Source organism: Endozoicomonas sp. 2B-B, assembly GCF_053470045.1.
Genome location: NZ_JBLZMU010000001.1, coordinates 2,981,340 through 2,996,792 on the forward strand (window position 1 = coordinate 2,981,340; position 15,453 = coordinate 2,996,792).

General features: G+C 49.0%; 5 protein-coding genes. All 5 read left to right on the plus strand.

The genetic code is table 11. The features are described from left to right. Window positions 1–236 precede the first annotated feature (236 nt). The 5 genes from ACOMHB_RS11680 to ACOMHB_RS11700 all read left to right on the plus strand — a co-directional run bounded on the left by ACOMHB_RS11680 (window position 237) and on the right by ACOMHB_RS11700 (window position 15,452). Window positions 237–4,013: a PEP/pyruvate-binding domain-containing protein gene (locus ACOMHB_RS11680; RefSeq protein ID WP_448216734.1), complete on the plus strand. Its 3,777-nt coding sequence runs from the start codon at window positions 237–239 to the stop codon at window positions 4,011–4,013. Window positions 4,014–4,086: 73 nt separating this feature from the next. Beyond that, window positions 4,087–7,320 (plus strand): PEP/pyruvate-binding domain-containing protein, encoded by a 3,234-nt coding sequence (locus ACOMHB_RS11685; RefSeq protein ID WP_448216735.1) that lies wholly within the window; start codon window positions 4,087–4,089, stop codon window positions 7,318–7,320. 164 nt (window positions 7,321–7,484) lie between these two features. After that, window positions 7,485–7,979 (plus strand): hypothetical protein, encoded by a 495-nt coding sequence (locus ACOMHB_RS11690; RefSeq protein WP_448216736.1) that lies wholly within the window; start codon window positions 7,485–7,487, stop codon window positions 7,977–7,979. A gap of 77 nt (window positions 7,980–8,056) precedes the next feature. Further along, window positions 8,057–11,752 carry a PEP/pyruvate-binding domain-containing protein gene (locus tag ACOMHB_RS11695; RefSeq protein ID WP_448216737.1) on the plus strand — a complete coding sequence of 1,232 codons (3,696 nt, stop codon included), beginning with the start codon at window positions 8,057–8,059 and terminating at the stop codon, window positions 11,750–11,752. A 121-nt stretch (window positions 11,753–11,873) separates the two neighbouring features. Further along, complete coding sequence (locus ACOMHB_RS11700; RefSeq protein WP_448216738.1) at window positions 11,874–15,452, plus strand: DUF4116 domain-containing protein; 3,579 nt, start codon at window positions 11,874–11,876, stop codon at window positions 15,450–15,452. Window position 15,453 lies beyond the last annotated feature (1 nt).

Consider the following 15,453-nt stretch of genomic DNA (forward strand, 5'->3'; position numbering starts at 1 on the left):
AATGTTTGTATCGGCCGCAGTTGTTTGGATCTTTGGTTTTTGGAACCTGTCGGGATTTTCTCAAGAGTCTTTTCATTGGCATTCAGAAGACTGGATTCTTTATCCTGATCAAATTGCGTACTTCAGGACGACGGGTGAACTTTATAAAAAAATCATTGTCGAAAGTTATATAAGTAATCGTTCTTTGCAGTAGCGATTAAATCGGGGAAGAACAATAACATAGGGGGGGAATCCTGATGCAACTATCTACCTTTACTTGTGGCCTGTTAAATCGTCAAAGCCCGACAACTCAATCCGATCAGGTTGCTGAGGTTAATCGTGCACCTGCAAAAAAGTATTTCAGTGTTCTTGATCCCGATGGCGTACCCGATCCAAAGTCACTCACCAGGCGCACCTGCCGCTCACGTCAGGCTGCTGACCGTTCTCCTGGCAACCGGGAACAGCTCGGCGGCAAGGGTATGTTTTTGCAGCGTATGAAAGAAGCCGGTCTGTCTGTTCCCCCCTTCAAATGTGTTACTGCCCAGGTTATGAATGCTCTGGAACAACACCCTCTGGATAGCCATCGTTTAGCCCGCTATCTTCCTGGAATCGACCCTCAATGGGGCTCAGAGACCAGCCTGACGAACATCCGGGAATACCTCAATACCTTGCCGCCTTCGGAGCAAACCAAAAGGAATAACTGGTTGGCGGGTCTGGCAGAATTTATTGCCAGTGATGACTATTACCAACAGGTTAAAGATTCTGAAGCGGCCCAACATATCAGGGGGCTGCGCCGACAGTTGGACCGATCCTCCAAATCAAAGCCCGTTATTGTCCGCAGTTCCGGCATCAATGAAGATAACTACGGCGATGCCCAGGCGGGCAAGTACCTCTCTAAAGTTCAGAATGAAGACGATGTTTTGCGTACCTGTCTTGAGGTTATGGCCTCGGGTTACCGGCCTGAAGTCTGCCCCGAAGGTGTACCGCAACCCATGGCGCTGATTATCCAGGAGTGTATTGACTGCCTGTATGGCGGGGTCGGCACGAGTTTTCAATCCTCTCAGGATAAAACCATCAGGATTGAGTACACGCGCGGTCAACCCAGAGGCGCAGTGGCAGGGCAGTTTGGTAACACGCCTCACCGCATCGATATTTTTCGCGAGGATCGCAAAAAAGAGGCTGGCCGCTGTCAATACTTTCCCGGGACGATCTCAAGCCACTTTATCCTGGAAAAGAACAATAACGGCTATTCGGAAAAAAGAATTGATGATGCCGATGTCCAATCAAACGAAGGTGGACAGCGACTCACTGATAAAATGGTTTCTAAACTCAGAAAGGCGCTGACAAAGCTCGAAAATCTGTTGCTCTGCCCTGTGGATGCAGAGTTTGCTATCGACCCTGAGGGTCGCTGTTTCGTGGTGCAGGTGCGCCCTGTTACCCAACTTTCTGGCGATATGGTTTTTGCCATGCCCATACCTGAAGAGGCTCTGGCCATTGGCGAGGGTATCAGCGAAGGCTTCTGCACCGGACCACTCTGGCTGGCCAAACGACAAGCGGCAGACTCTATGCCGAAGGGAGCCATTGTCGTAGCTGACCACGCTGAAGATTGGATGCTTGAGCGCAAATTCCTGGAACGGGCAGGAGGGTTTGTCCTGGCCGAAGCAGGGTTCAATGATCATGTAGCGATCTCCCTGAAACAGGAAAAAGTACCCTTAATGCGGGCCGGTGAACAGTTTGCGGCATTGGCCGCTCAGGGTGGCCAACAGGCGACGCTGGCCTGCGCCCGTTTTAACGGTGAGCCCGGAGCCTTTATCGTTGCGGGTGACCTTTCCGGAAAGCTGACCAGTCACAGAAGCCTGTCTACTGCATTTTCTGATGAACTTTTAGCAGAGGCCGTCCCCTCAAGGGATGATTTGACCCCACCTGAAGGCACATTCCTTCAGGTGGCCAGTGCTTTTCAATGGCTTTCAGATCAAAATGCCCGCCTGTTGGCATTGTTTGCCCCCGGCGGCGGACTGGATTGCCTGGCAAACCCGGTAAAATTAAGCATGTCGCCACAACGATCAGAGCTACTCGCAAAAACTCAGGACAGCGTAATTCGACTGGTTGGTGGGGCTGAAGCTCTGCTGGATGGGTATCGGGCCTTCCTGAGTCTGGCGGGTAACGGTGATCTATCTCAGCTCAAGCCAAAGAGGAAAGAATTACCGCAACTGAGCAAACGTTTCGAAATGCTGAAACAGACTATTCAATCAGTGTTAGAGAGAATTATTCTGCCAATGCAAACCGCTGAAAAGGGGCAGGCATACCCGAGAGATTTTTGTCACTGGGTGGCAGACTGTCATCAGCTGCGATCCTGTCTTCAGGCACTGAATCCCGAGAGCGCTGTGCAGGTGCGAAGTGTCCATGAGCTGATTTTTGCCCTGCATCAGCGCTTCATAGATGCCCTGGCACCGGTCACTTTGGAGTCGGGTCAGGGCAGGCTACCTGAGGAGCAGGTTAGGGATAGCTCAAACTACAAACAGCGCATCACCTTTGTTGATTGCACAACTCCGGGCAAGTCGGGTGAAAAGGCACCACTATTGAGTCCGTCCGTCAAGGAATCCATCTGGCAGTTAGGGCGTAAAACGACTGTCATCAGCATGGATGATGCATTGATCGTTAATCTGAAATTAGGGGCAGGGGGGCATGTGGGCCTTGTTGAATTACTTGAAAACGCAGAGGGTGGAAAAGGACGAACCTTGCGGCTGAAATTTTCTGACGATTTCGATGCAGCTTGTAGTAATGGCAAGTTTCAGCGTGTGTGGTTTCTGGCACAACTTCTGAAAGCGATCAAACTGGATGAAAATGCTGCTGGCATGAAACTCGCGTGCAACCCTGTGGCGCGTGAATTAATTGTCGAATATCCGGGAATGAAAACACGTGAAGCTATGCAGGCTGCCTTTAAAAAACTGATGATTGTCTTAGAAGCTATATATGCTTTCGATATAGCCTTTGAAAGAGCAGTCATTCTGGAGGAATCTCGTTGGGATTTTAACCTGCTTGCGCAACGTCTTAATCCCGATGTTACAATAGAAACTGATGCATTCAACTTTCAACACTGCATTTTCGCAATACCTTATCTGAAGGTTAGCCGCATTACTATTAGTCCCGCTTGCCGCCAGTTATTAAACAACCACCTTCAACAGATTGTTCATTTTGCTGAGCAGTTACATGAGTGTCGGGAATTAGTCGTTCGCGGGGAAAAACCGCAGGACAGTCTGAGGGAGATATTCAGAAGTGATGAGTTGAGTGAGAGCACCCGCAGGCAGCTGATACATCATTTTTTTTTGTTAGAAGCCCATTACTCTATTCCACCGTTTGAGGATTTTTATGACCGTTATAGAGACCAATACTATATTCTCAAACCAACACGCGATTTCAAGCCGACGTTTGCTGTGCCACCGAGTCAGTCTCTTTCGGATATTAAAGAAGAGGTCAGCAAAGCCCTGGTGAAGAATGGGCTGAAAGACGTCAGCCAAAGGATTCGAGGTGATAAAGAACTTGTATTGGAAGCCATTATAACAAGTCCGGAAAAACAGAGGCATTTTAGTGAAGAACTGAAGGAAGATAAAGATGTCGCCATCGCCTTAGTGTCTAATTGTGATTGTGAACTGGGATACCTCCGACCGAAATTCAAGGATGATTATGATGTTGTCAAGGCTGCTGTCAAAAAGTTTTCAAGATCTCTGCAGTTTGCCAGTGAAAGAATCCGAAGCGATAAAGACTTTATTAAAGAGCTGGTTGCTATAGATGTTGAATGTTTAAAGGATGTCAGGGAAAGCCTGTTGAGTGATCGCGAGTATATGCTCGACTTAATTGCAGTGGATCCTGGTGCTATCGAATATGCAGCTCTCAAGTTTATGTATGATCAGACTTTTATCGATGCAGCAAAGCTAAGAAATCCCAAAGTTATTAGATACATCGGGGGCCGTTTGGAGAATATCAGATTGACTCTGACAACATTGGTCGATGAAATGCGTTGTGGTATTTCTTAAGGCCAATGGGTGAACTTTATAAAAAAACCGTTGTCGAAAGTTAAGTAATCAATTTATTTAATGGCGGTGGTTGATGTTAGATACAACTTTTTTAAAAAAAACGGATCCACAAAGCCCGGCAACTCATTCCAATCAGAATAACGGGGCTAATAGTTCACCCAAAAGACATTTCGGTAATGTTAGTCCCGGAGTTGTTGTCGATCCAGCGCCACTGGCCGAACGCAGTTGCCGTTCACCGGCTGCTGACTGTTCTCCCGGCGACCGGGAGCAACTTGGGGGCAAGGGAATGTTTTTGTGGCGCATGAAGAAAGCCGGTCTGTCTGTTCCAGCATTTGAGTGTGTTACTGCTCAAGTCATGAATGCCCTTGAACAACAGCCTCTGGATAGCCATCGTTTAGACCGCTATCTCCCTGAGATTGGCTGTGTATTGAAGGCAGAGCCCAGCCTGACGAGCATCAGGCAATGCCTCAATGCCTTGCCGCCGTCAGAGCAAACTAAAAGGAATCACTGGCTGGCGGGTCTGGAACAATTTATTGCCAGTGATGACTATTACCAGCAGGTTAAAGATTCTGAAGCGGCCCAACATATCAGGGGGCTGTGCCGACAGTTGCACCGATCCTCCAAATCAAAGCCCGTTATTGTCCGCAGTTCCGGCATCAATGAAGATAACTACGGCGATGCCCAGGCGGGCAAATACCGCTCAGAAGTTCAGGGAGAAGAGGATATTGTGCGTACCTGCCTCAAGATTATGGCTTCAGCTTACCGGCCTGAAGTCTGTTCCGAAGGCGTACCCTCCCCCATGCCACTGGTCATCCAACAATGCATTGACTGCAAATACGGTGGGGTCGCCATGAGCTTTCAATCCTTTGAGGATGGCACCATCAGGGTTGAGTACACAAAGGGTCAGCCCAAAGGCGTAGTAGCAGGGCAGTCCGGCAACACGCCCCACCGCATCGATATTTATCGCGGGGATAGCAAAGAAGAAACTAAAAGCTTTCAATTCTTTCCCGGGAAGATCTCGAGTCACTTTATCCTGCATAAGGACAATAACGGCTACTCGGAAACCAGAATTGATGATGGCGATAGCCAATCAAACGACGTTGAACAACAACTTACTGATGGCATGATTTCAGACCTGAAGGAGATGGTGACAAAGCTGGAAAAACTGTTGCTCTGCCCCGTGGATGTGGAGTTTGCCATAGATCATCAGGGCCGCCTGCTCTTGTTGCAGGTGCGCCCTGTCACCCGACTCTCCGGCGGCCTCGACTTTGCCATGCCCATACCCGAAGAGACCTTGGCCATCGGCGAAGGTGTCAGCGAAGGCTACTGCACCGGATCACTCTGGCTGGCTCAAGAATCAGCGGCAGACTCCATGCCAGAGGGAGCCATTGTCGTGGCCCGACACGCTCAAGACTGGATGCTTGAGCCCGGGTTCCTGAAGCGTGCAGGAGGCTTTGTCACCGCTACAGGAGGATTCAATGATCATGTAGCGATCCTGATGAAACAGCAACAAAAAACCCTGATGCTGGCGGCTGGCCAGTTTGAGGCTGTGGCCGCTCTGGTTGGCAAACGGGCGACGCTGGCCTGTGCCCGCTTTAACGGTAAACCCGGAGCTTTTATTGTTGTCGGTGACATGACCGGGAAACTGCTGAGTCACCAAAGTCTATCCTCTGCTGTTTCTGATGTGCCGCCAGCAAAAGCCATCCCTTCATGGGATGATTTGTCCCTCCCGAAAGGCGCACTCCGTCAGGTCGCGAGTGGTTTTCAATGGCTCACGGATCAAAATGCCCGCCTGTTGGCATTTTTTGCCTCCGGCGGCGGACTGGATTGTCTGGCAAACCCGGTAAAACTGAGCATGTCGCCGCAAAGATCAAAGCGACTGGCAGAGACCTGTGACAGCGTAAATCTACTGGTTCATGGGGCTGAAGCGCTGCTGGATGGGTACGGTTTATTCTTGCAACTGGCTGGAGAGAGATGTTCATACAGTGTCGTGTCATTGCAGCATGAAGTAACGCAACTGATCAACCGGTTCGAGAAGCTGAAAAAGACCATTCAATCCGGGTTGAAGCGTATCACTCTTCCCATGCAAGCCTCCGACAAAGGACAGCTATCCCCGGGAATATTTCATCAGTGGGTGGCAGACTGTTATCAGCTACAATCCTGTCTTCAGGCACTCAGTCCCCGGAAGGCTGAGTGGGTCCGTAGTGTCCATGAGCTGATTTTTGCTTTGCATCAGCGCTTCGTAAAGGCGTTGGGACAGGTTACTCTGGACTCGGGTCAGGGCAGGCTATCTAAAATAAATGACATCACCTATGCTGATTGCACGACCCGGGGTGAAGAGGCTCCGCTATTGAGCCCGACCGTTGCATCCATCGATAAGTTAGAGTCTAAAGCGACTGTCGTCAGTATGGATGATGCCTTTATTGTTACCCTGGATCTTGGTGATCATAAGACTGTTATCGAGCTATTCGAGCATGCAGAGGGGGGAAAAGGTCGAACCTTTCGGCTAAAATTCTCTGACAAATTTTATAGCCCTGATGGCAGTGATGCACCTGGGAAGTTAAAACGTATGTGGTTTTTGGCGCGGTTACTGAAAGCAATCGAACTGGATAAAAATGCTGATGCTATGAAGCTAAGCTGCAATGCCGTAGTGGGAGAAATTACTGTCGAATGCGCTCGAATGCCACTGGTTAAAACCAGGCAGGATATTATTGTAGAACTGATGACGGCATTAAAGGTCATTAGCAATCTGGATTTATATTTAAATGGAAAAGTCATTTTTGAAAGAGATCAGTGGAACTTTAACTTGCTTGAACAACGCCTTAATGGCGATGTTACGACAGAAACTGATAGATTCGTCTTTCAACAATGCCTCTTCGTACTGGTTCATGGTACACGAAATTACATCACTGAAGATTGCTACCGATTATTAACCAACCCCTACCAACAGTTTATTGATCAGGCTCGCCGGTTGGCAGAGTATGATTGTAAACCGCTGCGCCAGCTTCGGGAAGTTTTAATGAATGACAAGATTACTGATGACACGCGCAGGAAACTCTTTCATCATCTTTTAACGTATAAGCCCAGCATCGCTAGTCAATTGACTGAGGATGTGTATCCCCATTTGAGAGATAAATACTTTGTTGTCGAACCATCACAAGGTTACGAACTGAGGTTTGCTGTTTCACCGGATCAGCCGCTTTGGCGGCAAAATAGAGAAAAAGTCGAAAAAGCCTTGCTGAAGCATGAGATTGAACATGCCAGTCAAAGGGTGCGAAAAGAATACTGGTTTTTATTTGATCGGTGAATTTGCGAATTCTACCGGTGCAAAGCCTGTTACCAGTCTGTTGTTGTTTTTACTACTGCGTGCCTGAAGCTGTCGGGGGAACTTTATAAAAACGTGATTGTCAAATTAAAGTAGCGGCTCGCCATTGAGTCATGGATGAATATTAACGTGAGAGGGATGTCTTTATGTTCACTTTACCACCTGCAAACATTGTCAGATCAGACTCTGAAAGTCTGGCTACTGTCCCCGATCAGAATACCGGTGCTGATAGTTCACACAAAAGGTATTTTGGCGATCTTAAAGCCACTGGTGTTCCCGAAGCAACGCCACTAGCCAAGCGCAATATCCAGGGCCTGGCACCACCTGTTGCCAGTGATGACTATTACGTACAGGTTAAACATTCCGAAGCGACCCTGGCCATCGGCGAGGAGGGCAGCGAAGGCTTGTGCACCAGACCAATCTGGTTGGCCAAAAAATGGGACGCAGAATCTATGCCAGATGGTGCCATTGTCTCGGCCCCATACATTGAAGACTGGATGCTTGAGCCTGAGTTCCTGGAACGGGCAGGCGGCTTTGTCCTGGCCAAAGCAGAACTCATCACTGACACTGTAGCGACCCTCATGAAAGAGAAAGGAAAAATTTTGATGCTGGACGTTAACGCTGGTCTGCCCCTGTTTTAACGATGAGTCTGGTGCCTTCGATCCGGGTGCCAGTCAAAGGGTGCGAAACGAATACATAACATGAAAGGGATATCTTGATGTTACCTGCAACTAGATTTGACATTTCAAACTCTCAAAGCGTGGCAACCGTTCCCAATCAGAATACTGAGGTCAACAGATCACCGGAAAGATATTTCAGTGGTCTTGATCCCAGTTGCGTTCGCGACCCAACGTCGATTACCGGGCGCACCTGCCGTTCTCCTGCTTCAGATCAGGCTGCTGGCTATTCTCCCTCCAAACGGGAACAACTCGGGGGCAAGGGGATGTTTTTGTTGCGCATGAAAGAAGCCGGTCTGTCTGTTCCGCACTTCGAATGTGTTACGACTCAAGTCATGCATGCGCTTGAACAACACCCTCTCGATCGCCATCTTTTAGAGCGCTATTTTCCCGGGTTTGTTTATGAACCGGCGACGGAGACCAGCCTGAAGAACATCCGGGACTACCTCAATACCATGTTGCCTTCAGAGCAAACCAAAAGGGATGACTGGCTGGCGGGTCTGGTGCAATTTATTGTCAGTGATGACTATTACCAGCAGGTTAAAGATTCTGAAGCGGCCCAACACATCAAGGGGCTGCGCCGACAGTTGGACCGATCCTCCAAATCGCAGCCCGTTATTGTCCGCAGTTCCGGCATTAATGAAGATAACTACGGCGATGCCCAGGCGGGTAAATACCTCTCGGAAGTTCAGGGAGATGAGGATGTTTTGCGTACCTGCCTCAGGGTTATGGCTTCAGCTTACCGACCTGAAGTCTGTTCCGAAGGCATATCATCCCCCATGGCGCTGGTCATCCAAGCGTGCATTGACTGCCAATACGGCGGGGTCGCCATGAGCTTTCAATCCTTTGAGGATGGTACCGTCAGGGTTGAGTACACAATGGGTCAGCCCAGAGGTGTAGTGGCAGGGCAGTCTGGTAACAGGCCCCACCGCATCGATATTTATCGCGGGGATAGTGAAGAAGAAACTAACAGCTTTCAATTCTTTCCCGGGACGATCTCGAGTCGTTACATCCTGCGCAAAAATAATAACGGCTATTCGGAAACAAGAATGGATGATGCCGATGCCCAATCGAACGACGTTGAGCAACAACTCACTGATGACATGGTTGCAGACCTCAGGCAGATGGTGACAGAGCTGGAAAAACTTTTGCTCTGCCCTGTGGATGTGGAGTTTGCCATAGACAATCAGGGTCGCCTGTTTCTGTTGCAGGTGCGTCCTGTCACCCGACTCTCTGGCGGCCTGGATTTCGCCATGCCCATACCTGAAGAGACTCTGGCCATTGGCGAGGGTGTCAGCGAAGGCTATTGCACCGGACCACTCTGGCTGGCTGAAGAACAAGCCGCAGGCTCTATGCCAGAGGGAGCCATTGTCGTGGCCCGACACGCTAAAGACTGGATGCTTGAGCCCGGGTTCCTGAAGCGGGCAGGAGGCTTTGTTACTGCCACAGGCGGCTTCAATGATCATGTAGCGATCCTGATGAAACAGCAACGCAAAACCCTGATGCTGGCCGGTGACCAGTTTGAGTCCGTGGCCGCTCAGGTTGGCCAACAGGCGACGCTGGCCTGTGCCCGCTTTGAAGGTAAGCCCGGTGCCTTTATTGTTGCCGGTGACATGACCGGGAAACTGTTGAGTCACGGCATTCTATCCTCTGCTGTTTCTGATGAACCTTCAGCAAAAGCCATCCTTTCATGGGATGATTTGTCCCTCTCAGAAGGCGCACTCCGTCAGGTCGCCAGCGGATTTCAATGGCTCACGGATCAAAATGCCCGCCTGTTGGCATTTTTTGCCTCCGGCGGCGGGCTGGATTGTCTGGCAAACCCGGTAAAACTGAGCATGTCGCCACAACGATCAGAGCGACTGGCTGAGACCTGTGTCAGCGTAAATCGATTGGTTCATGGGGCTCAAGCGCTGCTGGATGGTTACGGGGCATTCCTGCAACTGGCTGTTAAGCAAAGTTCAGACAGAGTCGAGTCATTGCGGCATGAATTACCGCAACTGATCGACCGGTTCGGGATGTTGAAACAGGCCATTCAATTCGGGTTAGAGCGTATCACTCTTCCCATGCAAGCTGCCGAAGCAGAGAAGGTATCCCCCGTAAACTTTCGTCAGTGGGTGGCAGACTGTCATCAGCTACAATCCTGTCTTCAAGCACTCAACCCGAAAAGCGCTGAGCAGGTGCGAAGTGTCCATGAGCTGATTTTTGCCTTGCATCAACGTTTTGTGGAGGCATTGGCACCGGTCACTCTGGCTTCGGGTCAGGGTGAGGTATCCACGATTGATGAGATCATCTATGTTGATTGCACGACACCGGGTGCAGAGGCACCGTTATTGAGGCCATCCGGAAGAGCGTACATAGAAGGTTTAGAGCTTTCAGGAACTGTCGTCAGTATGGATGATGCCTTGATTGTTAACCTGAAGCTTGGAAGTCATATGAGCCTTGTCGAGCTGCTTGAACACACAGAGGGGGGTAAGGGACGAACCTTGCGGCTGAAATTTTCTGACCAGTTTCGAAGCCCTGATGGCAGTGGTGAGCAAGGTAAGTTAAAGCGTATGTGGTTTTTAGTGCAGCTACTGAAAGTGATCAACCTGGGTGAAGAGGCTGATAGCATGAAGCTGGGTTGTAACACCGTGGCGGGTGAAATTATCGTCGAGTACCCCGGTATGAAATCACGTAAAGCCATGCAGGATGCCTTTGAAAAACTGATGATTGTGTTAAATGGTATGGCTGAGCTTGATTTTTTCTTCAGGGACAGGCAAACATTTGCAGAAGATCATTGGGACTTTAGCTTGCTAGCGCAAAGCCTTAATCCCGATGTTATGACAGAAGCCGACAGATTCACTTTTCAATATTGTCTTTTTACAATGTATTATCTGAGGGATTTTTGCCGTATTAATCCCGAATGCTGCCAGTTGTTAAGCAACCACCTTCAACAGTTTGTTTATTATGCTGAGCAGTTGGGGAAGTGTTGCGCGTTGGTCTATTCCGAGAAAAATCCGGAGGACAGTCTGAGGGAAATTTTAATGAGTGTTGAGATTAGTGAGGATCTCCGCAGGGAGCTCTTGCATCATTTTTTATTATCAGAACGCCATTACTCTATAGGACTGATTGAGTATTTTTATCCGGATTTGAGAGGTCAATACTTTATTATCAAACCATCACGCGATTACGCGCTGACCTTTGATGTTCCACCGTCTCAGTCGCTGCTGGATATCAAAGGAACGTTGAAGGAAGCCTTGGTGAAGGGTGGGCTGGAATATGTCAGCCAAGGGATTCGAAGTGATAAAGAGCTTGTATTAGAAGCCCTGGCAGGGCATCCATCTGATGTGAAATATGCGGGTAAGGAGCTGAGGGGTGATAAACAGGTTGCCATAGCAGCAGTCACCCGGAGAGGCTGTCTCCTGTTTGACGTCAACTCGAAACTTCAGGATGATGATGACGTTATCAAAGCCGCTATCAAACAGAATCCAGGTGCTCTGGAGTTTGCCAGTGAAAGAATCCGAAGGGATAAAAGCATTATTAATAGTGTGATTAAACATGGCGTTTTTTACTTGCAAGATGCCAGTGAAACTTTGTTAAATGATCGCGAGTATATGCTTGACTTAATTGCAGAGTATCCTGAAGCATTCCAATATGTGGCTTCCGGGCTTAAAAGTGATCAGAATTTTATCGATTCAGTAATGTTTAGAAACCCCAAAGTTGATAAATACATCAGATATTTTTTAGATAGTGTCTGATCTGTTCTGACAGCAATGGCCAGTGCAAGCTGCGTTGCTAACTTATTGGTTGTAAGATCATAAAAAACTCCGGGGTCAGCTAATAAACAACAGAAAACATTAACATAAGAGAGATGTCATAATGTTAAATGCTGATTTTGGTACATCAAAGCCTCCAATTCTGAGAAGGATTCCCAATCAGAATAACCGAGCTGATAGTTCACCCGAAAAGTATTTCATTGACCCTCAGTCCTTTGGCATTCGATCCATTCAAACTCCTTTATCCCGGCGTCTCTGTGGTTTGTCTGATTCAGATCAGGCTGACACACTCCGCGAACAACTTGGAGGCAAGGGGATGTTTTTGTGGCGCATGAGCAAAACCGGTTTATCTGTTCCGCCATTCCAATGTGTTCCAACCGGGGTCATGGCTGCTCTTGCACGTTATTCTCTGGATACCCGTCGTTTATCCCGCTATCTTCCCGGGATTGACCACGGACAGCAGGCACAGACCAGCCTGACGAAGATCAGGGAATACCTCAATGCCTTGCCACCTTCGGAGCAAACCAAAAGAGATAAATGGTTGGCGGGTCTGGCAGAATTTATTGCCAGTGATGACTGTTACGAACAGGTTAAAAATTCTGAAGCAGCTCAAAAAATCAGGGATCTGCGTCGTCAGCTGGATGGACCCTGCACATCACAGCCGGTTATTGTCCGCAGTTCCGGCATTAATGAAGATAACTTCGGCGATGCCCAGGCGGGCAAATACCTCTCGGACGTTCAGGGAGATGAGGATGTTTTGCGTACCTGCCTCAGGGTTATGGCTTCAGCTTACCGACCTGAAGTCTGTTCCGAAGGCATACCCTCCCCCATGGCACTGGTCATCCAACAGTGCATTGACTGCCAATACGGCGGGGTTACCATGAGCTTTCAATCCTTTAACGATGGTACCGTCAGGGTTGAGTACACAAAGGGGCAGCCCAGAGGCGTAGTGGCAGGGCAGTCTGGTAACAGGCCCCACCGCATCGATATTTATCGCGGGGATAGCAAAGAAGAAACTGACCGCTTTCAATTCTTTCCCGGGACGGTCTCGAGTCACTTTATCCTGCAAAAGGACAATAACGGCTATTCAGAAACAAGAATTGATGATGCCGATGCCCAATCAAACGACGTTGAGCAACAACTCACTGATGACATGGTTTCAGACCTCAGGCAGATGGTGACAGAGCTGGAAAAACTTTTGCTCTGCCCCGTGGATGTGGAGTTTGCCATAGACCATCAAGGTCGCCTGTTTCTGTTGCAGGTGCGTCCTGTCACCCGACTCTCTGGCGGCCTGGATTTCGCCATACCCATACCCGAAGAGACCCTGGCCATCGGCGAGGGTGTCAGCGAAGGCTATTGCACCGGACCGCTCTGGCTGGCTGAAGAAGCAGCGGCAGACTCTATGCCAGACGGAGCCATAGTGGTGGCCCGACACGCTGAAGACTGGATGCTTGAGCCCGGGTTCCTGAAGCGGGCAGGAGGCTTTGTCACTGCCACAGGAGGGTTCAATGATCATGTAGCGATTGCCATGAAACAGAAACGAAAAGCCCTGATGCTGGCCGCTAGTCAGTTCGCGGCAGTGGCCGCTAAGCCTGGCCAACAGGTGACGCTGGCCTGTGCCCACTTTAACGGAAAGTCCGGAGCCTTTATTGTTGCCGGTGACATTACCGGGGAGCTTGTGAGTCATGGAAGCCTGTCTGATCTGCCGCCAGTAAAAGCCGTCCCGTCACGGGATGATTTGTCCCCCTCAGACGACACATTCCATACGGTCGCCAGCGGTTTTCAATGGCTCACGGATCAAAATGCCCGGCTGTTGGCATTTTTTGCCTCCAGCGGCGGGCTGGACTGTCTGGCAAATCCGGTAAAACTGAGTATGTCGCCACAACGATCAAAGCGACTGGCAGAGACCTGCGACAGTGTAAATCGGCTGGTTGATGGGGCTCAAGCTCTGCTGGATGGGTATGGGACATTCTTGCAACTGGCTGGTAAGAGGTGTTCACACAGGGTCAGGTCATTGCGACAAGAAGTACCGCAATTGAACGACCGGTTCGCAATGTTGAAAAAAACCATTCTATCCGGGTTAAAGCGTATTATTCTTCCCATGCAAGCCACTGAAAAAGGGAAGCTATCCCCGGTAATGTTTCGTCAGTGGGTAGCAGACTGTTGTCGGCTACAATCCTGTCTTCAAACACTTAACCCTGAGGAGGCTGAGCAGGTCCGGAGTGTCCATGAGCTGATTTTTGCCCTGCATCAGCGTTTCGTGAAAGCGCTGGCACCAGTCACTCTGGCCTCGGGTCAGGACAGTCTGTCCATAAAAAGGAAAATCACCTACGTTGATTGCACGACCCAGGGTGAAGAGGCGCCGCTGTTGAGGCAGTCCAGCAGAGCATTCATGGAAGAGTCAGGGCTTTCAGGGACTCTTATCAGTATGGATGAAGCCTTGATTGTTAACCTGGATCTTGGCAGCCATGTTGGCCTTATCGAACTGCTTGAACGCGCAGAGGGAGGGAAAGGACGCACCTTGCGGCTGACATTTTCTGACCAGTTTGTTAGCACTGATTACGCAGGTAAATCCGGCAAGTTAATGCGTATGTGGTTTCTCGCGCAATTACTGAGAGAGATCAAACTGGCTGATAATCCTGATAACATGAAGCTAAGTTATAACGCCGTAGCGGGTGAAATTATCGTCGAATGTTCCCGAATGACAACACGTCCAGCTATGCAGGATGCCTTTGAAAAACTGATCACTGTCTTACCTGCTATGTCTGATCTGGATCTGCATTTGAAGTGCAGTCCCATTTTTGAAGGAAGTCAGTGGGACTTTAACCTGCTTGCACAACGCCTTGAACGTGATGTTGCCACAGGAGCGGATAGATTTGCCTTTCAACATTGCCTTTTTGTCATGTTTTATCGGATTGCGGGTGGTCAATACTCGACTGCCGCTTTCTGCTGGCTGTTAAGCAAACACCAGCAAGAGGTTGCTCATCATGCCCGCCGGTTGGGCGCGTGTCAGTGGTCGTTGTTGCTTAAGAACAAACCGAAAGAGAGTCTGCGGGAAATCTTAATGAGTGATGAGATGAGTGAGGATATCCGCAAGGAACTCTTACATCATTTTTTATTATTCGATCCCAAAAGCGCTACCCGATTGGTTGAACAACTGTATGACCTGGGAGATCAATACTTTGTTATCAAGCCATCTTATGGTTACAGATTGGAATTTTATGCGCCACCTCAGCCACTGTCTGGAGATCATAAAGAAAAGGTCAGGAATGCCGTGCTGAAGCATGGTTTGGAATATGCCAGCCAACGGGTTCGCAATGATAGAGACTTTGTATTACCCGCCATTTCAAAACATCCCAAACAACTGCAATATTTGAGTGTGGAGCTGAGGAATGACAGCGATATTGTTATGGCCGCTGTCGAAAAAAATCCCTTAGCTCTGAATTATGCCAGTGAAAGACTCCGAAACGATAAAAACATTATTCGAATGGCCATTGCTGAGAGTACTTATCCCTTATCATTTGCCAGCGAAAAGGTTTTGAGTGATCGCGAGTGCATGCTCGACTTAATTGCAAAAAATCCTCAGGCTTTCCATTATGCTGCTGTAAAGCTTAAAGATGATAAAAAATTTATCAATGCCGCAAAACAAAGAAACCCCGAACTTCGTAAATACCTCAGATAAT